This window comes from Actinocrispum wychmicini (assembly GCF_004345645.1).
GTDB lineage: Bacteria > Actinomycetota > Actinomycetes > Mycobacteriales > Pseudonocardiaceae > Kibdelosporangium > Kibdelosporangium wychmicini.
Genome location: NZ_SLWS01000003.1, coordinates 167,298 through 193,731, shown reverse-complemented (window position 1 = coordinate 193,731; position 26,434 = coordinate 167,298). Strand labels below are relative to the sequence as shown.

The following is a 26,434-nucleotide window of genomic DNA, read 5'->3' as shown; positions in this document are numbered from 1 at the left end:
CGCTGACAGTGTCAGCATCCGACGGTGACACTGTCAGATAACCGGGCAGCCGACCGACCGGCGACCTCGTTGACACTGTCAGTTGAGCTGACCGCCCGAGGACGACGCGAACTTGCTCAGCGCGATCCGGTTGGGCATGCCGGTCTTGAAGATCAGGCTCGACACGTGTTTCTCCACCGTCCGCAACGACAGGTGCAGCCGGTCGGCGATCTCGCGGTTGCCCAGCCGCTCCGCCAGCAGCCGCAACACCTCGTACTCGCGCACTGTCACCCCGGCCGACCGCAGTGGCGGCGGGACGCTCTCGATCCCGGTGCGGCGCTGGGCGACCCGGTTGCCGGTCCGCCGCAGCAACGCCCGGCAGGCGCCCGCCACCGCCTGGAAACCGGCGTTGTGGAAGTACTCCTCCGCGGTCCGCAGCCACTCCACCGGTTCGCCCCAGCCGTCGGCCAGGGCCGCCTCGCCGACCAGGCGTAGGCCCAGGTGGCGGCCCAGTTCGTACGGCGAACCGAGCCGCAGTGCCTCGGTGACGGCTTCCGTCGCCTCCGCTGTTTTCCCGTCGCGGCCGGCCAGGACCGCGCGGGCGAACTGGGCGAACTGCCGGTCCCACCGCAGCCGGGCCGCCGGGGCCGAGGTGACCGACTCGTAGGTCGCCCAGTCCATGTCGCCGGCCAGGGTGCGCAGCAGCAGGTTCAGCCCGTACTGGCCGGCCAGGTGGAACGTGGTCGGGCTGGTCTCCTCGGCGCTGAGCGTGACCGCCAGTTCCGTCGCGGCGGCGTCGCGGTCCTCCTCGATCAACGCGCAGAACGCCCGGCCCAGCCCGTGCACCCGGGGCACGTACTGGGCCTGGTCGCCGGACCAGCCGCGGAGTTCGGTGACCGCCTGTTCCATCTCGCGGCGACGGCCGCGGTGTCCGTTCAGCACGGCCCGCAGGACCAGCATGTGCTGCGTGGTCTCCAGGAGTTTCAGCCTGGTCGTGTCGGCGAGCACCTGGTCGATCAGGGTTTCGGCGGCGCCGAAGTCGCCGCGCAGGATCAGCTGCAGCCCGATGTTGACCTCGGACTGGTACCGCGCGGTCACCGCGCCGATGTTCGTCGCCTGCTGCCTGGCCTGCTCCAGTCGGTCGACGGTGCCCTCGCGCAGGGCGTCGTCCAGGCCGAGCCGGACCAGGGCGTGGATCTCCCAGATGGGCAGGCTGTACTCGACGGCGATGGCGCGGCTGCGTTCCAGGCACGCGGTCGCCTCGTCCGGGTCACGCGACCGGGTCAACGCGCCGAGCAACTGCCAGGCCTGACAGGCCACGATCGGCAACGGCACCTGCTCGGCGACGGTCGCGGCCCGGCGGGCCATCGCCTCCGCCTTCCGCAGCTGCCCCCGTCCCGGCACGTCCAGCTCCAGGTGGGCGGCCACGACGTCGAGCGGGGCGATGTCCTCGGCGGCGGCGTCCGGGCCGAGCAGCACCCGGGCGGCCTCCACCTGGCTGAGGCCGTCGGCGGTGCGCCCAGCGAGGTTCGCCACCCAGGCCAGCCTCGCGTGTAGCTGCGCGCGTCTTCGGCGGTCGAGTCGGGCACCGACCTCGTCGAGCATCGTCACCGCGGCCAACGCCCGGTCCACCAGGCCCGCTTCGGCCAACGCGTACAGGCGCGCCTCCAACGCGTCCGCGCGCGCCGGCACGTCGTGCACGAGCAGATCCCACGCCTTGTCCAGCAGGGTGACCGCGGAGTGCGCGGCGCCATGGGCGAGCGCGCGCCGACCGGCCTCGGCGAACAGCCGCCCGGCAACCGTCGGATATCCGGCGTCCAACCGTAACGAGGCGCTGACCTGGCACCATTCGCCGGGCAGCCCCGGGTACACGGCCTCCACGGCGTCCGCGACCTGTTGCGCGATGCCGGCCCGGTCGGCCGGGGTGACCAGGGTCAACAACGCGTCCACGATCAGCGAGTGCTGGAAGCAGTACCAGTCCGGGGTCTGGTCGTCCGGGGTGACCAGCTGGGCCATCAGGTCGCCGTGCATGTGGCTGAGCAGGTCGCTGTACTCCAGGCCGGAGGCCGCCTGCACCACGGCGAGCGGGAACCGCCGGCCGAGGACGGCGGCGACCGACAGCACCTGTCGGGCCTGGGGTCCCAGCATGTCCACCCGCCGGGCCACGCCACGGACGAACGTGGTCGGCAGGTTGGTCCGCAGCTGCTCGGTCACCCGCCAGCGGCCGCCGTGCTCGTGCACCAGCAGCCGGCTGTCGATCATGCCGGTGAGCATCTCCTTGACCAGGAACGGGTTTCCGGCGCTGCCCGCCCAGAGCAGGTCGGCGGCCGGCTCCGGCACCTCGCGCGGCTGCGTGCCCAGGCACGACCCGGCCATCCGCCGCAGGTCGTCGCGGTTGAGCCGGCCGAGGTCGATCACCACGCCGGCGCCGCGCTGCGCGGCCGAGTGGGCCATCTCCAGCGCCGGGCACGGCTCGTCGCGGATCATGCCGACCAGCAGCACCGGTTGCCGGTCCATGTTGTCGATCATGTACTCGACCACGGCCAATGTCTCGGCGTCGGCGTCCTGCATGTCGTCGAGGGTCATCAGGCAGCCACGGCCCTGGCCGGCCAACGCGGTCAGCCGCAGCACGGCCTCGGCGAGGATCACCAGCGACCCACCATCGTTGGCACCGCCCTGTCCGCCGCCCGCCACCTCGCCCCAGTCGGGGATCAGCCGGGCCAGCACCGGGCGGTACGGGCCCAGCGCGGCGACGTCGACCGGATCACCGGCCCGCAGCAACGACAGCAGCGCCTCGGTCAACGACCGGTACGGGACCATCGGCCCGATCGCGCTTCCCCGGCCCCGCAACAACCGCATGTCCGCGGCGAAGCCCAGGTCAGCGGCAGCGGCCGCGAGCCTCGACTTGCCGATTCCGCTTTCCCCGATGATGAACACAGCCCCGCCACGGCCACCACGCGCCGCAGTGAGAGCTTCCTGCAGCGTGTGAAGCTCGTCGTCGCGACCAACAATGACCGACGATCGGTGCCCCAACACGAAGTCGGACCGTACCTAGGTATCACTTGCCTGGTCTATCCGCCAACAGCGTCGAGCGCGGTCCACTTCGCGAAGTGGACCGCGCTCGGGCGACGCTTGGTCAGGTCGGGTTGATGGTGATGCAGCAGGTCGTTCCACCGGGCCAGATGCCGGTCACCCCGGCCATGTCACCGACGGCGAGCGCGACCCCGGCGAGGGCGGCGACCCGCAGGCCGAACGTGACCGCGGGCAGGAACCTCATGTAGCCGACCGGGTCGCGGTCGGTCGCCTCGTCGGATAACTCCTCCGACGACACTTCCTGCATCGGCAAGTCGGTCTCGGCAAGCGGTTCGGGGGACGTCGAGCTCATGGTCACTGTTCCTTCATGTTTCTCGGGGTTTGTGGTTCTCCGCCGGGTACCCGGGCCGCACCAGCAGCACGGAGGGCACCCGGTCGCTGAAGCCCAGCCGCAGCAGCCCGTAGCCGATCCCGGCGAGACCGTTGAGCAGTCCGGGCGACGACACCGCGCCCGGGGTTCCGCAGGTGGGTCCGTACCGGTCGATCGCGTCAAGGACCAGGCCGGCACGTCGTCGAGCCGCCGCCGCGATCACGCTCGCGGACGGCATCTGGGCGGACAGCACGGTCAATGCCTCGGCGATGCCCAGCTCACCGTGGCACAAGCTCAGATCACGCAGCACCGGCCGGTCGGCGAGCAACCGCGCGGCGCGGACGATGTGGTCGGGTTCGGGGTCGACGGCCGCCCGGGCGACGGCCAGCCCGGCAAGCCCGGAGCACCACCCATGGCCGGCGGGCTCGAACGGAGTGGCCCGCTCCACCGCCGCCCGCGCGGCATCGGGCTCAGCGGCGCCGGCGAGGGCCCAGGCGGTTCCGGCGGCGCCGAAGGCGAAGCCGGCGTCGTCCGGGAGGTCCATGTCCACCAGCCGGTCCGCGCACGACCTGGCCAGTCCGGCGACCCTGCTCTCCCCCAGTTCAGCCGCGACGGCGGTGAGCGCCGCCAGGCAGCCGGCGCTGCCGTTGGCCCAGTCGGCGGGGCCGTGCGGGTCGGCGATGGCGGCGTGCTCCGCCGCGACCAGCGCCCACTTCCTGATCTCGGTATCGTCGAGCAGAGTGGCGAGACGGGCCAGGGCGTACGCGATGCCGCCGAAGCCGTTCAACGCGCCGGAACCGATCAGCCGCAGCAGGTCCGGCCGCCCGGCGGCCATCTCCAGCACCTGCGGGACCGCGTCGACCGCGCGCCGGGCCAACTCGCCGTACCGGTGGATGCCGCTCAGGTCAGCGAGGTGCGCCAGGAACAGGGCGACCCCCAGGTAGCCGTTGGCCAGGCCGGCGCCCATCGGCAGGACCAGCCACTGCCGGTTGTCCACGTACTCCAGGCCGAGCCAGTTCACCCGGCCGCCGTCGGTCAGGCCCTTGGCCACGATCAGGTCGGCGATCGCGCACGACGCCGCGAGCAGCCGTTCCGGGTTTGCCGCCGCGCCGGTCATCGGTTCCGCGACCCGTTCCACGCCGCGGTGCCCGTCCGCCGGCAGGCGGGTGGCCAGGGTGGCCGAGATGATCCACTCCTGGTGGTGCAGGTCCACCTCGCTCATGGCGGCCAGCTTCGCCAGCGCCTGCCCCAGGCCGGACGCGGTCAGCAGGCCGGGCAGCGACTCGCCGGTCGAGGTACGCACGTCACGGCTGTCCGGTCGGGTCGTGAACAGCGGGACGTTCCCGGTCCACATGTCGGCCAGCTCGTGCGGGGACAGGCGCCACCGCAACGGGCACGCGGCCGAGTCGGTCCACAGCACGTCCAGGGCCCGGTCCCGGTCGGCCGCGTCCCGCAGCAGGTCCGGATGCGTGGTCTCGTCGAGCAGGACGGCGTATCCGCTGGTCGGGCGGGCGATCAGGCGCACGTCCAGGTCGGCGGCGGCCTGGATCAGGCCGGTGAACTCGGCCGGGTGCCGCAGGATCGCGTCGTAGCCCACCCGGAAGCCGTCCAGGAACGCCGCTTCGTGCTCGCCGGGGTCCAGGTCGCGCCCGCCCAGCCGGGGCCGGTTGTGGCCGCCGCCGAACTCACCGGGCCGCCGGGTGATCCGCATCCGGTCGGTGCCCGCGAACTCCCAGTCGAGCACGCCGTACGGACTCGCGCCGCGATCGCCGCCAAGCCCGGAAACGTCGGCGGTGCCGTGCGAGCCGACGATCATCATCGGCAGCAGCGCGGTCCGTTGCACCGAGTGGCCGAGCATCGCCGACGCGGCGTCCGGGGGCGCCTCGGTCAGCTCGAAGTCGGGGTGGAACAGGGTCTCCACGTCCACCAACACCGGCGTGTCCCCGGCCGCCACCAGGTTCTCGTGGTGCATGTCGCCGGCGTGCAGGATGTGCAGCAGGGCGAGCAACGCCCCCTGCCTGCGGTAGAACCGGTCGGCCGCAGCCAGGTCCTGGACCGGCGCGGCCTGGACGAACTCAAGCCAGCCGTACCCGGGCCGGGCCAGCGTGGTGACCGTGCGCAGGCCGAGGTCGGGCACCCGGCGGTTCAGCCAGTCGACCATCTCGGCCAGCCAGACGTGCGTCCCGACGTCCCGCGGCCGGTAGACCACCCGCCGGCCGGACTCGAACACCACGATCGCCACCGACCGGCCGCTGCCGTGCCGGTCGCCCCGGGCGGCCTCGATCGACACCATCCGGCCGGGATCGACACCGTCGAACAACGTCGTGACGATCGCGGCGCGGTCGGCCGCGAACCGGGTGAGCAGCTCGGCGTGCGCGGCCACGTCCTGCCCGGCGGCCTGGCCGAGCAGCCGGGCGAGCACCGGGTACGCGGTGAACAGCGCGACCAGGTTCGTCGGTTCGGCCAGGCGGCGGACGAAGAACGCGAAGCGCTCCTTACCGTCCGCGCCGACCAGCTGGCCGGCCGCGCGCTGGGCGTTGAGCTCGGCCACGAACGTCCGGACAGCCAGGCTGACCAGCCGCTTGCGCAGGCCCGCGGCGAACGTGTCGAGCACGGCGGGAACGTCGACGTGGGCGAGGCCCTCGCCCTGCCTGGCCAGCTGGTCCTGGGCAGCGTCGACCAGCGGGCGCAGCGGGATCGCGAAGGCCTCGCGCCAGTCGGCCGGCACCGGCAGGCCGGCGGCGGGCGGCTGGGCGGCCCGTACCGCGGAGTCGACGGTGTCCGCCCACTCCGGCCGGGCTGTCCGGGCCGCGAGGCGCTCGGCGGGCTCGGCGAGCAGGGCGGCCAACAGGTCCTCGGTCAGCCCGGTGCCGGCGAGGCGCTCGGCGAACCGGTCGGCGCCGGCCGGCCCGTAGCCGGCGCGCCAGCGGGCCACCTGCCGGTGCGCGGGGTGGTCGGTCCGCGGTTGGACCAGGCGACCGGTCCCCACCAGCCGTTCGGACAGCGCGAGGCCCTTGGCCCACCAGCCGATGTCCAGCCCCTGACCAGGGCTCGCGCTTGCCGAATGTCCGGTCACAGTCCGCACGGTTTCACGTGCGTCAACCGCCGGTCATGGGTGGAAACCACGTACATTCCGCCGGTTCCCCCACGCCACGCGGTCACGCTTGGACGGCCCGAAACGTGCACTTCACGGCAGCCCGGCCAGGAACGGCGACCCTCCGGCACCGACCGATGACAGTCGGTTCCGACCGTCTGGGGTGTACGACCGCTCTCCGTGGCGGTTCCCGCAGGCCGGCGGCCCGCTGATCGAAATTGGGTGCACCCCACCCATGCGCCGGCCCGGCCGCACTGCGAGTCTCACCATTGTTTTCACGGCAGTGGCCTTTTATCCGGGGGTCAGCAGTGCGATTACCAACAAGATTTGTCGAACGCGTCCGAAGCCACCCCGACGACACCGCATTGGTGTGGCGACACACCGAAATCAGTTACGCGCAATTGCACGGACTGGCGTGTGCCGCACAAGCGCGACTGGACGAAATGGGGCTCGCCCCAGGCACACCGGTGGCCGTGCGCGCCGTCAAGTCGCCCGACACCATCGCGCTGATCCTGGCGTTGCTGGCCGACGGCCGGCCCTTGCTCCTGCCGCCCGTCGACCTGGCCGCCGAGACCCTGACGGCGCTGCTCGACGCCGCCGGGTGCCGGACGGTGCTGTCCCCTGAGCCCGGACCAGTCGGCGCCCGGTCCGCTCTGCGCGTCACCGCCGGCCCGGACGCGGTCGGCTTCATGCTCACCACGTCCGGCTCGACCGGCGTGCCCAAGGTCGTGCCGCTCACCGCGGGCGCCGTCGACAGGTTCGTCGACTGGGCCGCGGACCGGTTCGCCATTGGTCCACATCGGACGGTGCTGAACTACGCGCCGCTGAACTTCGACCTGTGCCTGCTGGACATCTGGACGACCCTCGCGGTCGGCGGCCGGGTGGTCCTCGTCGAGCCCGAACACGCGACCAGAGCCTCCTACCTGCACGATCTGCTGGAACGACACCACGTGCACGTCGTGCAGGCAGTGCCGATGCTGTACGCCCTTCTGCTCCAGCACGGCAGCACCCTGCCCGAGGTCACGCACGCGATCTCCACCGGCGACGCGCTGACCGCACGTGGTCTGGCTGGCTTGCCCACGTTGTTCCCGAACGCCCAGCTGCACAACCTGTACGGCTGCACTGAGACCAACGACAGCTTCCTGCACGAGATCGACCCCGTGCGCGACTGTGTCCCGTTGCCGATCGGCCGGCCGATCGACGGCGTCCACGCGGTGCTGGTGGACCCGTCCGGCGAGGTGCTCACCGGACCTGGTGTGGGCGAGCTGCATGTCAACACGCCGTTCCAGACCTCCGGCTACACCGACGCCGCGCTGGCCGCGGCCGCGTTCGGGCCGCACCCGACCGGGGCGGACAACCGCCGCTACTTCCGGTCCGGCGACCTGGTCCGCCGGCACCAGGACGGGTCGATGTCCCTGGAGGGCCGCGCGGACTTCCACGTGAAGATCCGTGGCGTCCGGGTGAACACCCAGGTGGTCGAACGCACCCTGCTCGAACTCGACGACGTGACGGGGGCGGTCGTGTTCGCCGTGCCCGACCCGGTCGCCGGCAACGCGCTGCACGCGGTGATCCACCGCCGCGCCCCTGAATCCCTGCACTCCTTGGCCGTGCGCGCGCACTGTGCGGAGCGCCTCCCCCTGCCGGCCGTGCCGACCGCCATCCGGCTGACGGACGAGCCACTCCCGACGACCTCGACCGGCAAACCCGATCGAGCCCGGATCAAGCGCACCTACATCGAGGGACAGAGATGACTCACAGCCAGACGATCAAGCGGTTCGTGCTCGACGAGTTCCTCCCGGACGTCGGCGAGCAGGACCTCACCGACGACTACGACCTGGTCACCGGCGGCGTGATCGACAGCCTCGGGCTGCTCAAGCTGATCGCCTGGATCGAGGAGCGGTTCGAGCTGCCGGTCGACGACGTGGAGCTCGACCCGGAGAGCTTCCGCACGATCGACGCGATCGACACCTTCATCAGCGGGCTCGCGCCCGCCACGACTGGATGACGGACATGGACGACCTACTCGCCGCCCTCGCCAACCGGGACAGCCCGGTGGACCGCGAGAGCTGGCACACGTTCTTCAACCGCCTGGTGTCCCGCAAGCTGCACCGGGGCGAGGCGGCGGCCGTCCTCACTTCGTTGTCCACCGCGATGCCCGACCACGACACCCTCGGTGCCCTGCTGGACTGTCTCGACGAACGGCGTCCGGCGCCAGCGGTCGGGTTCGCGGGCGCGGTGAACATCGTGGGCACCGGCGGCGGGCCACGGACGTTCAACGTGTCCACGGCGGCCGCGGTCGTCGCGGCCGCGATGGGCGCCCGGGTGGTCAAGACCGGATCCCGGCGGTACACCAGCCGGTACGGTTCGCTGGACCTGCTCGACCGGCTCGGTGTCCGGCTCACCACATCCTACGAGGAGACCGCGGAGGCGCTCGACCGGTTCGGGGTGGCCTTCGCCGGGCTGTTCGTCTACCCCGCCGAGATCGCCTTGCTGGCCAAGGAAATCCTGCCGTTGGACCTGCGCACGGTCGGCCGGTTCGTGAACTCGGTCGGGCCGTTCCTCGCCGCCATGCCCGTCTCGCAGCAGCTCACCGGGGTGGCCAACCCGGCCGTGCTACCCGGCCTGCGCTACCTTGCCGGCCGGCTGCCCGACCGACAGGTGTGGCTGTGCCACAACCACTTGGGAGTCGACGAGCTGGTCGGCTTCGCGGACAACCTGATCCTGTGCGGCGAGGATGAGCAGAGGCTGCCGGCCGACACGTACACGCGGCCCGGCGGCGCACTCACCGACCTCGCGTCCACCGGGTGCGACCCGGTGGAGCAGTTCCTCGACGTACTCACCGGACAGGCCAGCGCCACCGCTGTGGACGCGGTCTGCCTCAACGCCGCCGCCCTCGCAGTCCTCAATGGACTGTACGGCGACATCGCGTCGGCGGTGCTCGCGGCCGAGGACACCGTTCACAACGGCGCGGCCGTCGACCTGGTCCACCGGATGCGCACGGCCCGTGCCACGAACCTGTTGGCAGCCGGCCATGTCTGACTTCTTCGCCGCCCGTCCGGACGGTGAGCCCGGCCTCGCGGTGTTCCTCAACGCCGGCGACCCGTCCCTGGACATGCTGCCCGAGCTGGTCGCCATGCTCGACGAGTCCCGAGTGGACTGCCTGGAGCTGGCGGTGCCGTTCCCGCACTCGTTCACCGACGGACCGGTCGTCCGCCGATCCGCCCGCCGGGCGTTGGCGAACGGCGTCGGCTTCGCCGACGTGTTGGCGTGCCTGGACCGGCTGGCGACCCCACGGCACCTTCGAATCGCCCTGCTGGCCGACTGGAGTCACACCGTCCGTCCACTAGGGATGGACTGCTTCCTCGCCAGGGTACGGGATTCGGCGGCCGACGGGTTGCTGACGCACGGGTTGCCGGCAAGGGCCCGGGTGGGCTACTACCAGGCCGCCCATCAGGCGGGGATCCCGGTCGTGTCAACCTGCTACCCGAGTTCCGATCCGGCCACCCGCGTCGAGTCGGCGCGCAACGCCACGGCGTACCTGTATCTGGTGGCGCACTACGGCCGCAGCGGGACTCCGTCGGCCGACGGGTTCCGGCTCGTCCGCCCGGCACTGCGGGAGTTGCGGGCGGACACGTCCGCACCGATCGCGGTCGGCTTCGGCGTCCGCGGCCGGGCCGAGATCGAGGCCCTCCGGGACGTGGGCGCGGATGCCGCGATCGTCGGCAGCGCCGCCGTCGCCCGGGTGGAACGGGCCGCCGCCGAGTGCCGGGACGTGGTCGCCGACCTCGCCCGGTTCGTCGCCGACCTGCGCAGTGAAACCACAGCAACGAAAGGGGTTGCCCGCCAATGATCGTCCGCAGACTTTCCGACGTGCCCACAGTGGACTGGGGCAACGGCCTGAGCCGCCGGTTCCTGGTCCAGTCCGACGGCATGGGCTACACCGTCACCGACACCACCGTCCGGGCCGGCACCAAGTCCCGGCTGGAGTACCGCCGCCATCTCGAAGCGTGCTACTGCATCGAGGGCAGCGGCGAGGTCGTCGACATGAACGGCCAGTCGCATCCACTGGAGCCAGGGGTGCTCTACGCCCTGGACGAGCACGACGCGCACTTTCTCATCGCCGCACCGCACGAGGACATGCGTCTGGTGTGCGTGTTCACCCCGGCGTTGCAGGGAAACGAGACGCACAAGCTCGACTCCGCCGAGTTCTCGCACTACTGACCGAGAGGTACACGGTGATCGTGTGGAACGAGGAGCAGCGCGAGCTGCTCGCCGGGCTCGCCTCCTGGTGTGAGGCGCTGAGCGCGGAGCACATCGAGCGGGACGCCGACGCGGCTTTTCCGTGGGACAAATGGAAGCTGGTGCAGGAGTGCGGAATCCTGCGCCTGCCGTTCGACGAGGCGTGGGGCGGGCTCGGCCAGAACCTCCCGACCACCATGTACCTCCTCGAAGGTCTCGGCCGTGGCTGCCGGGACGGTGGACTGAACTTCGCGGTGTCCACGCATCTGGTGAGCGTCGGAATTCCGTTGCAGCGCTATGGATCGGCTGCGCTCAAAGAGAAGTACATGCCGGCGATCTGCTCGGGCGACCCGGTCGGGGCGCACGCGATCACCGAGCCGGACAGCGGTTCGGACGCGCTGCGGATGCGGACGTTCGCCCGGCGGGACGGCGACGAGTACGTGCTCGACGGCAGCAAGACGTTCGTCAGCAACGGTCCCGTCGCCGGACTGTTCGTCGTCTACGCCCGCACGCATCCTGACGGCGGCGCGCTGGGGACGACGGCGTTCCTGGTGGAGCGGGACACCCCGGGGTTCTCGACCGGCCAGCCGATCGCCAAGATGGGACTGCGCACGTCGCCGTTGTGCGAGCTGTACTTCGACGGCTGCCGGGTGCCCGCGACGAACGTGATCGGCCGGCCCGGCGGCGGGTTCCTGGTGCTGGACCACGTGATGAAGTGGGAGATCCTCTGCTCGTTCGCGATCAACCTCGGCGAGATGCAGCACCGGCTGCAACAGTGCGTCGACTACGCCAAGGGCCGTGTCCAGTTCGGCCGGACGATCGGGAACTACCAGGCGGTGTCGCACAAGATCGCGGACATGAAGGTCGGCCTGGAGACCACCCGGAAGTGGCTGTACGACACGGCTCTGAAGCTGACCGCGGGCGAGAACGTCACGGTCGACCTGGCCATCACCAAGCTGGTGGCCAGCGAGGAGAACCTGGCGTCCGCACTGGCCGCGGTGCAGATCCACGGCGGCAACGGGTACATGGCCGAGTACGGGGTGGAGAAGGACCTGCGCAACGCGGTCGCCGGAACCATCTACTCGGGCACGTCGGAGATCCAACGCAACCGGGTGTCCGCGATGCTCGGCCTGGGAGGTGGGTCATGAACGAGCTGGCTGAGACAGAGTTCCTGGATCACCAGTCGGTAGAGGTCTCCGACTTCGTGGCACGGGTGACCGGCGGCATGATCTCCGCGACAGAGAAGGCAGTCGCGCTGTATCGTGCCGTGCGGGACGGCGTGCACTATGAGGTGTACGGCGCCGACCTGTCCCGGACCGGGGTGCGCGCCAGCAGTGTGCTGCGCCGCGGTTCAGGTATGTGCGTGCACAAGTCGGTGCTCTACGCGGCGGCTCTGCGCGCGGTCGGGGTGCCGAGCCGGTTGGTGCTCACCGACGTCCGCAACCACCTTGCGTCGGACCGGCTCCGCGACCTCATCGGTGGCGACGTGTTCCGCTTCCACTGTCTCGTTTCGGCCTATGTGGACGGACAGTGGGTGAAGGCCACGCCGGTGTTCAACCGGACGCTGTGCCGGCTGTACCGGATCGCCACCCTGGAGTTCGACGGTACGCAGGACAGCCTGCACCACCCGTTCGACCTGCGCGGCCGGCGGCACATGGAGTTCCTGCACACCCACGGCGAGTTCGCCGACCTGCCCTACGACCTTCTGCTGAGCGGCCTGCGGGCCGCCCACCCGCGGATCTTCGCGACCGCCGACACCTTCACCACCGGCTCGCTCGTCGCCGACGCCCCCGAATTGGAGCACACGTCATGACCGACCAGATCAAGTATGTCCTTGGCGAGAAGGACATCCCGCGTACCTGGTACAACCTCGCGGCCGACCTGCCCGGCGGCGCTCCCATGCTGCACCCGGGCACGGGCGCCGAGATCACCGTGGACGACCTGCTCGGCATCATGCCCGAGACGCTGGCGCGGCAGGAACTCTCGCGCGAGGCCGAGATCGAGATCCCCGAACCCGTACGCCAGATCTACGCGCAGTTCCGCCCGGCACCGCTGTTCCGCGCCCGCCGGCTGGAGCGGGCGCTGGGCACGCCGGCACGGATCTACTACAAGTACGAAGGTGGCAGCCCGGCCGGCAGCCACAAGCCGAACACCGCGATCGCCCAGGCGTACTACAACAAGCAGGCCGGGGTCACGCGGCTGGCCACGGAGACCGGCGCCGGGCAGTGGGGTTCGTCGCTCGCGCTGGCCGGGGCGTTGTTCGAGATGGACGTCTCGGTGTTCATGGTGAAGGTCAGCTACCACCAGAAGCCGTACCGCCGGATGCTGATGGCGACGTACGGCGCGCGGTGCGTGCCGAGCCCGAGCACCGAGACCGCGGCGGGCCGGGCGATCCTCGCCGAGGACCCGGACTGCCCTGGCAGCCTGGGGATCGCCACGTCCGAGGCGCTGGAAGTGGCCGGCGGCAACTCGGACGTCAACTACGCGGGCGGCAGCGTGCTCAATCACGTGCTGCTGCACCAGAGTGTGATCGGCCAGGAGGCGATCGCACAGTTCGCGCTCGCCGACGACTACCCGGACATCGTGATCGGCGCGACCGGCGGCGGCAGCAACTTCGGTGGGCTGGCGTTCCCGTTCCTCGGCGCGCAGCTGCGCGGTGGCAGCACTGTCAGGGTGATCGCGGCCGAGCCCTCGTCCTGCCCGACGATGACGCAGGGCACCCTGTCGTACGACTTCGGCGACACGGCCGGGCTCACACCGTTGATCAAGATGCACACGCTGGGTCATTCCTTTGTGCCGCCGCCTGTGCACGCCGGCGGTCTGCGGTACCACGGGATGGCGCCCCTGGTGAGCGAGGCACTCGACCGGGACCTGATCGAGGCTACCGCCGTGAAGCAGCTGAGCTGCTTCGCTTCCGGGATCACGTTCGCGCGGGCCGAAGGCATCGTGCCGGCGCCGGAGTCCACGCACGCCATCGACGTCGCCATCCGCGAAGCATTGCGCTGCCGTGACGAGGGCGTTGCCCGGACTATCCTCTTCGGACTGTCCGGGCATGGGCACTTCGACTTGGGCGCGTACGAGGCGTACCTGTCCGGATCGCTGCGGGACGAGGAGTTCGACCCGGCCGCGCTGGAGAGTTCGCTGGCCAAGTTGCCTGGTTTCGTGAGCGTCTAGGTTCTGTCATGCGTGTCAAGGTGTGTGGTGCCACCCAGGTGGCCGACGTCGAACTGCTCGCCGCCGCGGGCGCGGACTTCGTGGGACTCTGGCATGGCGTCCCGCGAGGTCACGCCGAGCTGAGCGGCTCGGCGTTGGCCCGGCTCGCCGACGCGGCCCGCACCACCGGACCGCGGCCGATCCTGGTCACCCTGTCGTCCGATCTGGACACATTGGGTGAAGCGCTTGCGCGGTCCGGCATCCGGTGGGTTCAGCTGCACGGCTACCAGCAACCAGCGATGGTGCGCCGACTGAAGGCGGCGCATCCGGCGGTGACCGTGGTGAAGGTGCTGCACATGCGCGGTGGCGAGTGTGTCGAGCGGGCGCTCATCCCGTCCTACGAACGGGCCGGGGTGGACGTCTTCCTGCTCGACGCGCTCGCCGCCGACGGCCGGATCGGCAGCACCGCGCTGACCATCGAACCGGCCGCGGCGGCGGCGATCGCCGACCGGGTGAGCCGTCCGGTGATGCTCGCCGGCGGACTCACCGCGGACAACTCCGCGCGTTACCGATCGTTAACCGGTCATCCCCGGTTCTACGGCATCGACGTCGACTCCGGGTCCCGGGACGCCGACGGGCGCATCGACGCCCGGCAAGTGGCGCTGATCAGAGACAAATGGACGGTGGTGGAGCACGCATGACCCGGTTCGTTCAGGCGATCCTGGCCGCCGACATCCCGGTGATCGCCGAGATCAAACCCCGTACCGGCGACGGCGACGACCTGCTCGCCGGTCGGGCGCCCGCCGAGCTCGCGGCGATGTACGCGGAAGCGGGCGCCGCGTGCCTGTCCGTGGTGACCGGACCGTGGTTCGGCGGCCGGCTGGACATGCTCCGCGCTGTGACGTTCCACACCGACCTTCCCGTGCTGCAGAAGGACTTCATCACCCGGGAAAGCCAGCTCGTCACCGCCGCGGAACTGGGTGTGGCGGCCGTGTTGATGACCGCGCGGCTGCTCACAACGGGGTCGCTACGCCGGTTGGCGGAGCGTGCGCTGTCGGTGGGGATCACGCCGTTCGTGGAAGTCGCGACCGAGGCCGAGATCGCGGCCGTGCCGCATCCACAACACTGCGTGATCGCGGTGAACAACAAGGACATCCAGCAGCGTGAACGGAACTCCGGAGACCTCGATCGCAGCACCCGCCTCCTGCCGGCGGTGCTGGCGACCGAGACCGCGTGCCCGGTCAGTGCGAGCGGCATCGACACGCCTGCGCAGGCGGCACACCTGCTCGCGACCGGGTACGCGGGTCTGCTCGTCGGCACCGCGTTGCTGCGCGCGCCGAGTCCGCGGGACTGGTTCGACTCCCTCGCCCAACTGCTGGCACCCACCCCCACGAACGGAATGGGCCGATGACTGCTCATCCAGGCCTGTCGGTCCGTGCCGCGGTCAACTGGGTGCGTCGACACGCCCCGGACCAATGGCATGAGCCCACGGCCGCGTTGCCGTGTGACGATGTCGCCGCGGATTTCGCCTCGCGTTACGCGGGCATCCCGGCCAACTCGCTCACCCGTACCGAGCCTGTCGTGTGCTACCGCGTTGACGGCCGGTCCATGCCGGTTCTGCTCGGGTTGTACGGTTCCGCGGAGCGCGTGCGGACGTGGCTGCCGGGCCTGCCGCTGCGCACCGATCGGGCAGCGGTCGACGCGCTGGTCGCGGACGCGACGCCGCCGGTGGTCGTGACGGATCCCTCGTGTCGCCAACGCTCGTACGCGCGGGTGGATCTCACCAAGCTGCCCGCGTTGCGCGCCACACCCCGTGACGCCGGGCCATACCTGACGATGGGTGTGGTCATGGCGGGCGAGTCCTTGTCGGTGCACCGGATGCTGGTGCTCGGCCGGGACCGGCTGGCGATCTGGATGGTGCCAGGGCGCGCGCTGCGTCGGATGCACGAGGCCGCGGTGCTGACCGGGCGGCGTCTGCCGGTGTCGGTCAACATCGGCGCGCCGCCCGCCGCGGTCGTGGCTTCGGCGTTGAGTACGACAGTCCTCCCGGTGGGGAAGCTGGCGCTCGCCGGGGCGATGGCAGGTGGCCCGGTCGCGCTGGCCAACGGGGTGAGCCAGCCGGTTTCGGTGCTCGCCGAGTCCGAGATCGTCCTTGAGGGGTTCCTGGACGGGTCGGTCACGGACGAGTCGTTGGACGGCCCGCCGGACGTCTCGTTGCCGGAGTTTCTGGGCTACGACGGCGCCGCGCGCGCCGACCTGCCCGTACTCACAGTCACCGCCGTGACCACGCGCCGGTCCCCACGGTTCCAGGCGGTGATCGGGCCGGGCCGGGAACAGTCGGTGATCCTGGGGATGGCCGGCGCGTTGTCGGTGGCACTCACCACCGACACCCCGGAGTGGCGGCTGATCGCGGACCTGCACTACTCCCCTGCCGGCGGCGGGATGCTGCTGCTGGTGGTCGCGGTCCGTAAGGACTCCGCGGCGGACGACGCCCGGCTGGGCGGGATCGCACGGCGGATCTTCGACTGGCACGGCTTCGTCAAGCTGATCGTGTTCACCGACACCGACGTGGACATCACGTCCGCCGAGGACGTGCTGTGGGCGGTCACCACCAGGGCGAACCTCGGCACGGACTGCGGCACGTTCGCCGGGTTCCGGCCGTTGGGCATGGACCCGTCGCACGGCCCGGACTGGGCCGGCGAGCGCGGATCCGACGGCGGCAACGGGCGTACTTACGTCGACGCCACTGTCCCGTACGCGCTGCGGGACCAGGTCGTGCGCAGCTTCCGGGGCCGGTCATGAGACTCGTGGTGGCCATCACCGGCGCGACCGGCGCGACGCTCGGCGTGCGGATCCTGCGCGCGCTGCGGGACCTGGACGTGGAGACACACCTGGTGATGAGCCGGTGGGGCCGGGCAACCCTGGAGCTGGAGACCGGACTGACCGCGGCTGACGTGTACGAGCTGGCCTCACATGTGCACGGCCACAGCGACCAGGCGGCGGCGATCTCCAGCGGCTCGTTCCGTACCGACGGGATGATCGTGGCGCCGTGCAGCATGAAGACAGTGGCCGCGATCCGGACGGGCTACGGCGAAGGTCTCATCCCGCGCGCGGCGGACGTAACACTGAAGGAACGCCGACGGCTCGTGCTGGTGCCGCGTGAACTGCCGTTCTCCGAGATCCACCTGGAGAACATGTTGGCGCTGGCCAGAATGGGCGTGGTGATCGCGGCGCCGGTGCCGGCGTTCTACACCAAGCCGGCCACGGTCGACGACATCGTGGACCACGTGTGCGCGCGCGTGCTCGACCAGTTCGGGCTGGCCATGCCCGAAACCGTCCGCTGGCCGGACTGCCGACCCCGTAAGGAGCGACCATGACCGCCGCGGAACAGATCGCACCGGACACCTTCCGTTCGGCGCTCACGCACATCCCCACAGGCGTCATGGTGGTCACCACCCAATCCCCCACCGGCCACCAAGCAAGGACCGCCAACAGCTTCACATCCGTGTCACTACAACCACCCCTGGTCTCGATATGCTTCAGCGACAAGTCACCGTTCACAGTCGCGCTGTGCTCATCAGGCCTCTGGGGAGTGTCCGTACTCGCCGCGGACCAACAGGACCTGTCCGTCCACTTCGCCCACCGAATGTCCACAAAAGACCTGGGCGGAGTACCCCACACCATCGGCCCAGCCACCGGAGCGGCCCTGCTCACCAACTGCGTAGCCACCCTGGAGTGCCGCTCAGTGGCCACCCAACCAGCAGGCGACCACACCCTCGTGATCGGCGAAGTCCTAGCCCTGAGAACAAGCCGAGACAGCACACCCCTCGTCTTCTACCGAGGCGGCTACCACACCGTCACCTGACAAGTCAGTCCACAAAGGAGAAACAATGAGCACCAACCCGTTCGAGAACCCCGACGGCTCCTACCTCGTCCTGGTGAACGACGAAGGCCAACACTCCCTCTGGCCCTCCTTCGCCCCCATCCCGAACGGCTGGCACCCAGTGTTCGGCGAACAAACCCGCCAGTCCTGCCTCGACTACATCGAACAGAACTGGGTGGACATGCGGCCCACCAGCCTGATCAAGGCCATGGACCGCGTCTCGTCCTAACGGACAGACAATCCGCAACGGACAATGGCGCTCCGACCCGAACGGTCAGGGCGCCATTTTCTGGTGTCAAAGTGTCTGGTGTCAAAAGATTGCCGCTCGCCGCTATGGCAGGCCGCCAAGAGGGAGCCCTTGTCCTTAGTGCTGCTGGTTGGTTGGGTTGTGTGGCGTGGTGACTCCCTCCCGTATCCCCCTCTGTCAGGATCACGTGAGACCACTGTTGGTTGTTTGTAGTTCTGAGTGGGGTGAGTCTGGATGATGGGTGATCATGACGTTCAGTAGTGCTGATTTCGGGACTGGGGTGGACCGGCCACGACGACGGGTGTTCTCGCTGGAGTACAAGCTGGCGATTCTGGAGGAGTATTACCGGTTGACCGAGTCGGGCGCGAAGGTGGCGTTGCTGCGCCGGGAAGGCATCGCCGTCGGCGGCTTGGTCGGCGGGCTGCTGTACTGGGTGCTCGTGACGATGCTGGTGTAGCAGCCGCGCACCACCCGCGAACCGTTCAAAACGGACAGTTGAACGTCCATGGCCTCGTATCACGCGCCGGCCACCGGAAGGATGTGGGTGTCCACAACGTACTTGAGCGCTTGACCAGCGTCGGGGCTCCGGTCTGATCTGGTTCGGGAAGACCGAGCAGTTCGTGAACAACCTCTTGGATGTCTGAGCCTTCTTTCGACCAGATACACCCGCCACCGTAGGCTTCGTCAAGCACGCGGGCCGCGCTGACGTTGGTTCGGTCAAAGACAAAGATGGCGTCGGTGTATTGGTGACGGCTGAAGCTGCCGGCGATCCCTTCCAACGGACCGCCTTCATCTTGGATGGGACGGAAGATCCAACCAGCTTCCCGTACAGCAACCAGGTCTTGCAGTTCGGGATAGAGGCGTATCGCGTCGTCGTTCGTGATGGGCAGGTTCATGAGTCCACCACCTCGTTGGGCACGAGGAGCATGAGCCGGTCTCGGATGAACGCCGCAGACTGCTCTGGAGGCTGGCGGCTGCAGTCGACTTGGAGGACGCAGAAGCCCGCCGCATCAAGTGTTTCAGTCGCCTGCCTGTAGTACTCGACTTCCTTGTGGCTGCTGTCTGGAGCGAACTGAAAGCGAGTGTGTCGCCCCCGTTCCCTCAGCCGGTCGGCGACAACGTCAGGATCCGCTTCGAGGATGACCACGAGGTCTGGTCGCTCGGCGTCCTCGTTGAGTTGCCACAAGAAGACCGGATCTACGCCGTCGAACCGCTGGACCACCAGCCCCGAGGCGATGTACCGGTCAGTGATGACGATATGGCCGGTCTTGAGATGTGGAATGATTTCCGTCTCGATGTGGTGGTAACGGTCCGCCGCGTAGAGACAAGCAAGCGAGTGACCGGTTACCGTCTCGGTCAACTCGGATGCAAGCTTGCCGATAGGACCTGACGACGGTTCGGCTGTCACGTGTACATGCTCGCCTTGGGCGACGAGGATCTGAGCCAGATGTCGAACGATGGTGGTCTTTCCCGCGCCGCTCGGTCCATCGACGCTAACGAACAGGTTGCGTCCATGGCTAGAAGAGCCCTTGCTGGTCATCTCCGCCTCCCTCGCGTGAAGGGCCGGCGCGCAGTTCTTCGAGCGTCCGTCGGCCTGCGAGATGGACAAAGAGCCGGGCTGTGACGATCGCGTCATAAGCCGCCCGATGCGGTTGAGCCTCACGCTCCAGTCCCTTGTCGAGACTGAACTCCTCGACAAGCGCGCCGAGCTTGTGGGTCGTCCTGTCCGGTAGCAGGCGCCGCGCGAGCTTGAGTGTGTCGAACACCTCGGGGCACTCCCAGTCGCCGAGCTTGCGCTGAAGAACGCCGACATCGATATGCGCGTTGTGAGCGATGAGAGCCGAGGCGTCCAGTGCCTTCAGTACGTCGGCCTCGATATGCGCGAAGACTGGTGCGCCTGCCACCTGCTCGTTGCTGATGCCATGGATCTTCCTGGCGAAGGGGGTGATCGGCAGGTCGGGTCGGACCAGCCAGGTCTTCGGATCGCCGATGATCCCGTCGACAATCGGCACTGCGGCCAGTTCGACCAGGTCGGGTGGTTGGTGGCCGTTGCCCTCGACATCGACCACGACGTAGCTCAGCGAGGTCCAGTGCGTCATGTCTGCCTTGCCTTCCATCCGATGTCAGCGCGACCGTGCCGGTCCGCGTGGTGCGGGTGGTCTGCGTCGTGAACCTGGAAGCCCAGCGTGTGCTGCAAGTAGTAGCGCGGTTGCTCAGCTTCCAAGCCAGACACGGTGGCCGCCCGCTGGGAGATATCTACGACCTGGAGGCTGCCGGCGTCGGGCAACACGCTGGCGACATCGTGTATGTCTTGAGCGGTTGGCGTCCGATGCGCGTTGGCACAGAGTTCCTGCTGACTCAGGGGGCAGATGTCGCAGAGTTCGTGGATGCCGAAGTGCCCGTTGTAGTCGGGAAGACCATGCACGTAGGACACAGCGCACGACGTCTTCCGAAACAAGGCAGCCGAGTTGGAGAACGCTTCGAGCACGCGCTGTTCTAGTTCCCTTGGCATGATCTTGCGGCGCGCGGTGGCCTCGTAGGGTTCGGGGATCCCGGTGGCCTTGTAGTACTCAGCGATCTGGTCGCGGTAGAACAACCCGGTGAAGACAGTGGCGTCAGCATGGTTGCTCAGCTCGCGTGCGGCGGCCAAGTGCTCATCGGTGTCGTTAAGTCCGGGGACCAGGGGACGCCAGTAGAGCACCGTCCGATACCTCCGCGGGGTGGGTGCGCTCATGAGCTTCAACGAGTCGGCCGCGACGTGCGATGGGTAGGGCTCAATCTGCTCGTTGTCGATTCCGGAGTACGTGAACAGCAAGGTCAGCTTGAGGTTGTGCAGTCGGTTGAGCCGGCCGATGTCGTCGGGCTTGAGCTGGTGGCGCGTGATGACCAGGACGTGATTGGTCAGTTCACGCTCGTCCAGGTCTTCGAGCACGGCGTAGGTGTGCGGGCGGACCTTGGGCAGGAAGGGCTCGGTCGCGCGATTGAAGAGCTGGATCGGTGTGATGTGCGGTTGGAAGTAATGGTGGTTGACCAGTTCTTCGACAGCTTGGGCGTCAGACATGAGCGCAACGGGCTGGTTCGCGTCCCACAAGCCGTAGGTGTGGCGGATGCAGTAGGCACAGCCGAGCGAGCACCCCTGGATGTGATTGAGGCTCAGGCCGCTCTTGCGGTACTCGACCACTTCCTGAGCACGCTTGGGCAGGCGGTGGATCTGGTCATTGCTGAGCAGTGGCACGGACGTGATCACGTAGCTCTTCTCCAAGGTCAGCCGGGAGGTTGCTCATGGAGAGTAGGCAGGCGTCATGGGTCTCGATAGAAAATTTCTCAGTATTGCTCGCAATTCTTGAAGTAGTCCTGGAGCGGCGCAATCAGTCGGAATCTTCGGCTACCTGCTGAGAAAGATCGTCGACCGCGCGAGTGATGATGGCACGTGCAGACCGGCCATAGCTGGCGACAGCAGCCAATGAGTCAAAGACTGTGCCGTAGAGAGCCGTCTCTTGTGGCTGGGCGAGGTTGAGTTCGGCCGAGAAGGTTTCAACCATCACGCGTTCCTCGTCGAGCAACCAGAAGCCGTGAGCCGGCGCTACGACGTAAGCGGTCTCGAACCCGACGATGCCGAGCTTCACATTGGGAAGTGCTGCCATCGAGATCAGTCGATCGAGTTGGCCGAGCATGATCTCAGGCGGGCAGAGCCGGTAGCGCAATGCGGCTTCGGTGAGCACGAAGTGAAAGCGCTTCTCGGGCCGGTACAGGATGTCCTGACGTTGGACACGAGCGCGAACAGCCTCGTTGATGTCGTTGGGGATCTTGAAGACCGTGATGCTTTGGGCGAAGCGGTGACGAGCGTACTGCGCCGTCTGCAGAAGGCCGGGTATGTAGGTGGACTCGAAGACACGGAAGAGTCGGGTCTTGGCGTTGATCTCGGCGATCTCCGACTGGTGCGGCTTCAGCCCTCCGCGAAGCTGTCGCTGCCATTCCGCGTGCTGGATTTCGAGGGTGTGTAGTGACGCCAGCAGATCAGGAGCCTCGGCCTCGCGCTTCGTGGCCGTCGTCCATGCTCGGATGTCGGCGTCGCTCGGCGTTTGCTTGGCGTGTTCGATCTTGGATACCTTCGAGGGCCGCCACGACAACGACTCCGCGAGTTCCTTGCCGGACATCCCAGCGTCGGTACGAAGCTCGCGGAGTCGGTTGCCCAGCGCGATGCGCGCCTCGTGAACGTTCGACGCGCCAGACGCCCTAGTTTGCGGCAAAGTCATCCCGTCTCACTGCCTTGTGCCAGGCAGCGTCACGCCAGTAGTTGTGATCCACAACGGACTCAGCGTCTTCGATGACCTCGCCACCCAAGAAGGTTTCGTCTTCGTCGAAGAGCATCCGCACCAGCGTTCGCGAGTCGAACAGCCAGTAGTCATAGTCGGGCAGGTCGGCCGCGCTGTCACGGGTGAGATAGCGGATGTCCTCTCCCGCAGCGTTGGTGTACGTCGAGCAGTAGATTCCGAAGCGGCTGTAGTCGGTAAGAGGAACCGACACGATCCTGACCCGGCTGAAGCGGCGGCCTTCGCCGCTCGCCTGCTTGATCATGGACAGCCAGTTCCGAAACCAGCTCATGTCAACATCGTCGCCAGCTACGAACTGACGCAGGGCAACTGCCTCGTTCGCGGATTTGTACTGGTCTCTTGTCTCCAAGCGGAAGGCGGTGTGCTCGAAGGTACGGAAGAGCTGGCCGAACTCAGGACCGGGTTCGATGATCCGAGTCAGTTCCCCTCCTCCATGTACCGGCGGGCGTACATCTTGAGGACATCCTCGGGGATCTCAACCAAGGTCTCGTGCTGGGGGACAGGGCCAACGTCGGCGAGCGCCTGCGAGTCAGTCACTTTCCAGCCTTGTGCGATGTACGTGACACGGTCGGTCCGGTCGGTCGCGAACAGCGTAGGTGATTGGCCCTCTTGAGAGTCAGGGTCCTTGCCGAGGAAATGAGCGCGCATGATCGTCTCCTTGCGGGCAATTTTACTGACATTGCTCACCCATCTTGACGTGCGCCGCCCCGTGCGTCAAACGGCCGCGCCCGCGGGTTGCTCCAAGCAACGACGTCAGCCAACGCTGTAGTGGAACGGTCGTGGCGGACGCCGGGCAGACCCCTCCATGGTCGACGGCGTGGGCGACTGTAGGCGCTCAGCACTCCCAATGAAAGGTACCTAGGAACAGCCTCCGGCGCGAGAACATCGCGCGGTGCGCCCCCTACCTTTCCTTGACCTGCGGAAATGACCCCTGCAAGTCAGGTCCTCAAGTGCGAACTTGACTAGGCCATACGGGAGGGAGGCACCACGCCACACAACCCAAACAACCAGCAACACTAAGGACAAGGGCTCCCTCTTGGCGGCCTGCCATAGCGGCGAGCGACAATCTTTACCAGCCCAAAAGCAATAACCAAACGCCAACCAAAGCGACAGCACCCAACCATAGTCAAATCAAAGACCTACCCGTTGTGAACAGGCAACACCGGAACACCAACAGGAGAGAAACCAAAGACCTGCCCATAAAAAGACAACTCAGCCTCAGCCACCCGAGCCACGTTCTCCGCACGACGAAAACCGTGCCCTTCGCCCTCGAAAACTAAGTGAGCGTACGGGGCCCCAGCGGCGGCGAGGCGGGCTATGTAGCGAGCGGAGTCCGAGGCGGGACAGATCTTGTCCTCGGCTCCTTGAAGGACCAGGACGGGGGTGGTCACATTGTCCACATAAGTCATGGGAGAACGTTCACTGTAGCGATCCTTGTGCTCAGGCAGAGCGCCTATCAACCGTTCCATGTACCTGGATTCGAAGTCGTGGGTTTGTTCGCTCCAACTTTCGAGGTCGAGCAGAGGGCAGGTCATGGTGGCGCATCGGTATACGTTTGTCCGTACTATGGACAAGGCGCCGGTCCAGCCGCCGGCGCTGTGGCCGCGGACGGCGAGTCGGGCCCGATCGGCGATTCCTTGGTCAGCCAGGGCGGATGCCACTGCGGCGCAGTCGTCGACGTCGACCACTCCCCATTGTTCGTCGAGCAGTTCACGGAAGGCGCGGCCGTAGCCGGCCGAGCCGCCGTGGTTCACCGCGACGATCCCGATGCCTCTGCTGGCCAGGTAGCCGAAGACGCGGACCAGCACCGGCGTGAACTGCGCTGTCGGCCCGCCGTGCACGTGTACCACGTACGGAGGCAGTTCTCCGTCCGGCGCGACGAAATCCGGATTTGTCGGCGGGTACACGACAGCCGGGATCTCGCGGCCGTCCGGGCCGGTGAACACTTGCTCGTACCCGACCGGCAGGTACGCCACGGGCAGATCTCCAGCTGGCGACAAGCGGCGCAGGGTGCTCGCGGGATCGCGAACGTCCAGCTGCACCACACCCCAGTTCTCGGTCGGTCCGGCAGCGGTACAGGCAAGCATGCCGTCCGCGGCTGTCAGACTCGGCCCCCACACCGGCAGATCAACGTCGACATCCGTGACCGTACGGGTGTTCTCGTCCAGCACCGCCAACCGGCCCGCGCGCAGCACCGCGTACCGGCCGTTGCCAAGCGAAGTGAACCAACGCCAGCCGAGTGCCCACAGTGGACCGCCCAGCTCCTCCTGACATGGCGCGAGGTTGGTGGTCGTGCCGTCCAGGCTCACCCGGTGCAGGTTCCACCAGCCGTCCGGGTCCGTCATGGCGAGCAGCGCCGCCGGTCCGTCCCACTCGAACTGGCACACCGACTCACGCGGCCCACCGGCCATCACTCGGTGCGGACCGAACGTCCCGTCCGGCTGGATCGGCGCCACGCACAGTTCGGTGCCGTCCCACGGCATCCGCGGGTGGTCCCAACCGATCCAGGCCGCATGAGTACCGTCCGGGCTCGGCTTGGGCGCCGTCATGAAATGGTGGGTCGCGCCGAGCACACGCGTTCCGGAGCCGTCCAGCGGCACGGCGACGAGGTGACGTTCGATGTCCGTGGGGCGATCGCCGATGACCGTTTCGCGTACACACCACACTTCGGCGCCGACACCGGCGGTGAGGTCGGAGTAGCGCCAACCGTGTTCACACTCGGGAACGTCGGTGATCGGTAACGGCTCGCCACCGATGTGAACTGTGTACACACGTTGGTCGGTCCAGTGTGTGAACACGATTTGATCGCCCACCGGCGCCCACGGCCGGCCGCCGTACTCGTGTACGCGGTTACGCACGTTCCAGTCGCCCGGCAGGACGTCCTGCACCTCGCCGTCGACCAGCCGGAACAGGCTGACCCGGCCACCTTCCTCAGGCCGGGACCTGGTCCACCACACGTGCCCGCCGTGCAGCTCCACCCAGTCCGGCGCACCGACCACACCGGCAACGTCGGCCGCGCTGATCGGCGATGTCCACGTGCCGTAAGGCGCGACCTTCATGCCGTCGCCCTCCGCAACTCGTCCAGGTACGGCAGGCCGGCGAGCACCGCGTCGGTGTCCCCGACGAAGTCGATCAGACAGGCCACCTCGTCCACACCAACATCAGCGAGCCGTTCGACGACCGCCTTCCCATCGTCGACCGTGCCGAACAGGCCGCCGGTGTCGAAGTACTTGTCGAACGAACGCGCCACCAGGAAGTCCACGTCGTCGGGGCTCAGGTTGTCCGGATCGACACCGGGCAGGATGTCACCGGATGCCTTCAGGATCAGACCGATCGAGCTGCGCAGGTAGTCGCTGAACGGTTCCCGCACGCGCTCCCGGACCTCGGCGCGGTCAGCCCCGAGCAACGTGTGCAGCATCAGCACCACGTGCCCCCGGCCGCCCTGATGCTCGGCGTGGGTCTGCCGGTACGCGGCGATCTTGTCGCGCAGGTCGTCCAGGTCCTGGCCGAGCAGGTGAGTCAACACGCCCGCACCCATCCGGCCGGCGCCGCGGAACGTCTCCACGTTCCCCGAGCTGGTCAACCACACGGGCAACTCGGCCTGCACGGGCGACGGGAAGATCCGCACGTCCACCATGGTCCCGGTGCCGTCGGGGAGCTTCGTGCTCTCGCCTCGCCACAGGGCACGCACAGTGTCGACCGTCTCGATGAGCACATCCCGGCGGGCGACGTAGTTCTCCGGCCGGATCGCGAAGTCGACCGCGTGCCACCCCGACGCGAACGACAGGCCGACCCGCCCACCGGAGATGTTGTCCACAACGGACCATTCCTCGGCGATCCGCACCGGCGGGTGCAGCGGGGCGACGACACTGCCCGCCCGGATCCCCACCCGACTGGTCATCTCGGCCAGGGCGGCACCGACGACCGCGGGATTCGGGTACGAACCGCCGAACGGATGGAAATGCCGTTCCGGTGTCCAGACCGCGGTGAAGTCGTGGGTATCGGCGAACTTGGCGCCTTCGAGCAGGACGCGGTACCGGTCGGTGCCGGTCTCACTGTCGTTGGCGAAGTAGAAGAGACTGAAATCCATTGTGGACGCTCC

General features: G+C 68.2%; 27 protein-coding genes. 15 read left to right on the top strand and 12 right to left on the bottom strand.

Going from position 1 to position 26,434, the window contains the following annotated elements; translation table 11 throughout:
- Positions 1-78: 78 nt before the first annotated feature.
- The 3 genes from EV192_RS15180 to EV192_RS15170 all read right to left on the bottom strand — a co-directional run bounded on the left by EV192_RS15180 (position 79) and on the right by EV192_RS15170 (position 6,458).
- On the bottom strand, positions 79-3,015 hold the full coding sequence (locus tag EV192_RS15180; RefSeq protein WP_243726853.1) for an ATP-binding protein: 2,937 nt from the start codon (positions 3,013-3,015) through the stop codon (positions 79-81).
- 100 nt (positions 3,016-3,115) lie between these two features.
- Positions 3,116-3,364, bottom strand: coding sequence for a hypothetical protein (locus EV192_RS15175; protein WP_132115690.1), 249 nt, complete (start codon positions 3,362-3,364; stop codon positions 3,116-3,118).
- A gap of 13 nt (positions 3,365-3,377) precedes the next feature.
- Positions 3,378-6,458, bottom strand: coding sequence for a type 2 lanthipeptide synthetase LanM family protein (locus EV192_RS15170; RefSeq protein WP_165960393.1), 3,081 nt, complete (start codon positions 6,456-6,458; stop codon positions 3,378-3,380).
- A gap of 326 nt (positions 6,459-6,784) precedes the next feature.
- On the opposite strand from EV192_RS15170, the gene EV192_RS15165 reads away from it, so the two are divergent.
- The 15 genes from EV192_RS15165 (at position 6,785) to EV192_RS15095 (ending at position 18,455) form a co-directional block, all read left to right on the top strand.
- A complete protein-coding gene (locus EV192_RS15165; RefSeq protein WP_279493369.1) occupies positions 6,785-8,227 on the top strand; it encodes an AMP-binding protein in 1,443 nt (480 codons plus the stop codon).
- Complete coding sequence (locus EV192_RS15160; protein ID WP_132115686.1) at positions 8,224-8,481, top strand: phosphopantetheine-binding protein; 258 nt, start codon at positions 8,224-8,226, stop codon at positions 8,479-8,481. The genes EV192_RS15165 and EV192_RS15160 overlap by 4 nt, the downstream gene beginning before the upstream one ends.
- Positions 8,482-8,486: 5 nt before the next feature.
- Positions 8,487-9,515, top strand: coding sequence for an anthranilate phosphoribosyltransferase (locus EV192_RS15155; protein ID WP_132115684.1), 1,029 nt, complete (start codon positions 8,487-8,489; stop codon positions 9,513-9,515).
- Entirely contained in the window at positions 9,508-10,326 is an 819-nt protein-coding gene (trpA, locus tag EV192_RS15150) for a tryptophan synthase subunit alpha (RefSeq protein WP_132115682.1), read from the top strand. Before EV192_RS15155 ends, trpA begins: the two co-directional genes overlap by 8 nt.
- Positions 10,323-10,697, top strand: a complete 375-nt coding sequence (locus EV192_RS15145; RefSeq protein ID WP_132115680.1) for an ectoine synthase — start codon at positions 10,323-10,325, stop codon at positions 10,695-10,697. Before trpA ends, EV192_RS15145 begins: the two co-directional genes overlap by 4 nt.
- A 14-nt stretch (positions 10,698-10,711) precedes the next feature.
- A complete protein-coding gene (locus tag EV192_RS15140; RefSeq protein ID WP_132115678.1) occupies positions 10,712-11,863 on the top strand; it encodes an acyl-CoA dehydrogenase family protein in 1,152 nt (383 codons plus the stop codon).
- A complete protein-coding gene (locus EV192_RS15135; protein WP_132115676.1) occupies positions 11,860-12,528 on the top strand; it encodes a transglutaminase-like domain-containing protein in 669 nt (222 codons plus the stop codon). Before EV192_RS15140 ends, EV192_RS15135 begins: the two co-directional genes overlap by 4 nt.
- Complete coding sequence (locus tag EV192_RS15130; protein ID WP_132115674.1) at positions 12,525-13,889, top strand: TrpB-like pyridoxal phosphate-dependent enzyme; 1,365 nt, start codon at positions 12,525-12,527, stop codon at positions 13,887-13,889. Before EV192_RS15135 ends, EV192_RS15130 begins: the two co-directional genes overlap by 4 nt.
- Before the next feature lie 8 nt (positions 13,890-13,897).
- Positions 13,898-14,569, top strand: a complete 672-nt coding sequence (locus tag EV192_RS15125; protein WP_132115672.1) for a phosphoribosylanthranilate isomerase — start codon at positions 13,898-13,900, stop codon at positions 14,567-14,569.
- Positions 14,566-15,279, top strand: a complete 714-nt coding sequence (locus tag EV192_RS15120) for a beta/alpha barrel domain-containing protein (protein ID WP_132115670.1) — start codon at positions 14,566-14,568, stop codon at positions 15,277-15,279. Before EV192_RS15125 ends, EV192_RS15120 begins: the two co-directional genes overlap by 4 nt.
- Positions 15,276-16,670: a UbiD family decarboxylase gene (locus tag EV192_RS15115; protein WP_132115668.1), complete on the top strand. Its 1,395-nt coding sequence runs from the start codon at positions 15,276-15,278 to the stop codon at positions 16,668-16,670. Before EV192_RS15120 ends, EV192_RS15115 begins: the two co-directional genes overlap by 4 nt.
- On the top strand, positions 16,667-17,245 hold the full coding sequence (locus tag EV192_RS15110) for a UbiX family flavin prenyltransferase (protein WP_132115666.1): 579 nt from the start codon (positions 16,667-16,669) through the stop codon (positions 17,243-17,245). The genes EV192_RS15115 and EV192_RS15110 overlap by 4 nt, the downstream gene beginning before the upstream one ends.
- On the top strand, positions 17,242-17,733 hold the full coding sequence (locus EV192_RS15105) for a flavin reductase family protein (RefSeq protein ID WP_132115664.1): 492 nt from the start codon (positions 17,242-17,244) through the stop codon (positions 17,731-17,733). Before EV192_RS15110 ends, EV192_RS15105 begins: the two co-directional genes overlap by 4 nt.
- Positions 17,734-17,758: 25 nt before the next feature.
- Complete coding sequence (locus EV192_RS15100) at positions 17,759-17,980, top strand: MbtH family protein (protein WP_132115662.1); 222 nt, start codon at positions 17,759-17,761, stop codon at positions 17,978-17,980.
- A gap of 265 nt (positions 17,981-18,245) precedes the next feature.
- Positions 18,246-18,455 (top strand): hypothetical protein, encoded by a 210-nt coding sequence (locus EV192_RS15095; RefSeq protein ID WP_132115660.1) that lies wholly within the window; start codon positions 18,246-18,248, stop codon positions 18,453-18,455.
- Positions 18,456-18,480: 25 nt separating this feature from the next.
- On the opposite strand, the gene EV192_RS15090 is transcribed toward EV192_RS15095, so the two are convergent.
- From EV192_RS15090 to EV192_RS15050, 9 genes are all read right to left on the bottom strand, one after another.
- On the bottom strand, positions 18,481-18,894 hold the full coding sequence (locus EV192_RS15090) for a hypothetical protein (protein ID WP_132115658.1): 414 nt from the start codon (positions 18,892-18,894) through the stop codon (positions 18,481-18,483).
- Positions 18,891-19,538 carry a dTMP kinase gene (gene tmk / locus EV192_RS15085; RefSeq protein ID WP_132115656.1) on the bottom strand — a complete coding sequence of 216 codons (648 nt, stop codon included), beginning with the start codon at positions 19,536-19,538 and terminating at the stop codon, positions 18,891-18,893. The genes EV192_RS15090 and tmk overlap by 4 nt, the downstream gene beginning before the upstream one ends.
- Positions 19,516-20,115 (bottom strand): 3'-5' exonuclease, encoded by a 600-nt coding sequence (locus EV192_RS15080; protein WP_243726852.1) that lies wholly within the window; start codon positions 20,113-20,115, stop codon positions 19,516-19,518. Before EV192_RS15080 ends, tmk begins: the two co-directional genes overlap by 23 nt.
- Positions 20,094-21,245, bottom strand: coding sequence for a radical SAM protein (locus EV192_RS15075; RefSeq protein ID WP_243726851.1), 1,152 nt, complete (start codon positions 21,243-21,245; stop codon positions 20,094-20,096). The genes EV192_RS15080 and EV192_RS15075 overlap by 22 nt, the downstream gene beginning before the upstream one ends.
- Positions 21,246-21,366: 121 nt before the next feature.
- Positions 21,367-22,254 (bottom strand): helix-turn-helix domain-containing protein, encoded by an 888-nt coding sequence (locus EV192_RS15070; RefSeq protein WP_132115654.1) that lies wholly within the window; start codon positions 22,252-22,254, stop codon positions 21,367-21,369.
- Positions 22,235-22,681 carry a DUF6879 family protein gene (locus EV192_RS15065; protein ID WP_341770857.1) on the bottom strand — a complete coding sequence of 149 codons (447 nt, stop codon included), beginning with the start codon at positions 22,679-22,681 and terminating at the stop codon, positions 22,235-22,237. Before EV192_RS15065 ends, EV192_RS15070 begins: the two co-directional genes overlap by 20 nt.
- Positions 22,682-22,749: 68 nt before the next feature.
- Positions 22,750-22,980, bottom strand: a complete 231-nt coding sequence (locus EV192_RS15060; RefSeq protein ID WP_132115650.1) for a hypothetical protein — start codon at positions 22,978-22,980, stop codon at positions 22,750-22,752.
- 491 nt (positions 22,981-23,471) lie between these two features.
- Positions 23,472-25,391 carry an alpha/beta hydrolase family protein gene (locus EV192_RS15055; RefSeq protein WP_132115648.1) on the bottom strand — a complete coding sequence of 640 codons (1,920 nt, stop codon included), beginning with the start codon at positions 25,389-25,391 and terminating at the stop codon, positions 23,472-23,474.
- Complete coding sequence (locus tag EV192_RS15050) at positions 25,388-26,422, bottom strand: LLM class flavin-dependent oxidoreductase (RefSeq protein WP_132115646.1); 1,035 nt, start codon at positions 26,420-26,422, stop codon at positions 25,388-25,390. The genes EV192_RS15055 and EV192_RS15050 overlap by 4 nt, the downstream gene beginning before the upstream one ends.
- Between the last annotated feature and the right edge of the window lie 12 nt (positions 26,423-26,434).

What these genes read in the sequence shown, in the direction of transcription:
- EV192_RS15175 (WP_132115690.1), bottom strand. Translation starts at nt 3,364, where the DNA reads ATGAGCTCGACGTCCCCCGAACCGCTTGCCGAGACCGACTTGCCGATG.
- EV192_RS15160 (WP_132115686.1), top strand. Translation starts at nt 8,224, where the DNA reads ATGACTCACAGCCAGACGATCAAGCGGTTCGTGCTCGACGAGTTCCTC.
- EV192_RS15155 (WP_132115684.1), top strand. Translation starts at nt 8,487, where the DNA reads ATGGACGACCTACTCGCCGCCCTCGCCAACCGGGACAGCCCGGTGGAC.
- trpA (WP_132115682.1), top strand. Translation starts at nt 9,508, where the DNA reads ATGTCTGACTTCTTCGCCGCCCGTCCGGACGGTGAGCCCGGCCTCGCG.
- EV192_RS15145 (WP_132115680.1), top strand. Translation starts at nt 10,323, where the DNA reads ATGATCGTCCGCAGACTTTCCGACGTGCCCACAGTGGACTGGGGCAAC.
- EV192_RS15135 (WP_132115676.1), top strand. Translation starts at nt 11,860, where the DNA reads ATGAACGAGCTGGCTGAGACAGAGTTCCTGGATCACCAGTCGGTAGAG.
- EV192_RS15130 (WP_132115674.1), top strand. Translation starts at nt 12,525, where the DNA reads ATGACCGACCAGATCAAGTATGTCCTTGGCGAGAAGGACATCCCGCGT.
- EV192_RS15125 (WP_132115672.1), top strand. Translation starts at nt 13,898, where the DNA reads ATGCGTGTCAAGGTGTGTGGTGCCACCCAGGTGGCCGACGTCGAACTG.
- EV192_RS15120 (WP_132115670.1), top strand. Translation starts at nt 14,566, where the DNA reads ATGACCCGGTTCGTTCAGGCGATCCTGGCCGCCGACATCCCGGTGATC.
- EV192_RS15115 (WP_132115668.1), top strand. Translation starts at nt 15,276, where the DNA reads ATGACTGCTCATCCAGGCCTGTCGGTCCGTGCCGCGGTCAACTGGGTG.
- EV192_RS15110 (WP_132115666.1), top strand. Translation starts at nt 16,667, where the DNA reads ATGAGACTCGTGGTGGCCATCACCGGCGCGACCGGCGCGACGCTCGGC.
- EV192_RS15105 (WP_132115664.1), top strand. Translation starts at nt 17,242, where the DNA reads ATGACCGCCGCGGAACAGATCGCACCGGACACCTTCCGTTCGGCGCTC.
- EV192_RS15100 (WP_132115662.1), top strand. Translation starts at nt 17,759, where the DNA reads ATGAGCACCAACCCGTTCGAGAACCCCGACGGCTCCTACCTCGTCCTG.
- EV192_RS15095 (WP_132115660.1), top strand. Translation starts at nt 18,246, where the DNA reads ATGACGTTCAGTAGTGCTGATTTCGGGACTGGGGTGGACCGGCCACGA.
- EV192_RS15090 (WP_132115658.1), bottom strand. Translation starts at nt 18,894, where the DNA reads ATGAACCTGCCCATCACGAACGACGACGCGATACGCCTCTATCCCGAA.
- tmk (WP_132115656.1), bottom strand. Translation starts at nt 19,538, where the DNA reads ATGACCAGCAAGGGCTCTTCTAGCCATGGACGCAACCTGTTCGTTAGC.
- EV192_RS15080 (WP_243726852.1), bottom strand. Translation starts at nt 20,115, where the DNA reads ATGGAAGGCAAGGCAGACATGACGCACTGGACCTCGCTGAGCTACGTC.
- EV192_RS15070 (WP_132115654.1), bottom strand. Translation starts at nt 22,254, where the DNA reads ATGACTTTGCCGCAAACTAGGGCGTCTGGCGCGTCGAACGTTCACGAG.
- EV192_RS15060 (WP_132115650.1), bottom strand. Translation starts at nt 22,980, where the DNA reads ATGCGCGCTCATTTCCTCGGCAAGGACCCTGACTCTCAAGAGGGCCAA.
- EV192_RS15055 (WP_132115648.1), bottom strand. Translation starts at nt 25,391, where the DNA reads ATGAAGGTCGCGCCTTACGGCACGTGGACATCGCCGATCAGCGCGGCC.
- EV192_RS15050 (WP_132115646.1), bottom strand. Translation starts at nt 26,422, where the DNA reads ATGGATTTCAGTCTCTTCTACTTCGCCAACGACAGTGAGACCGGCACC.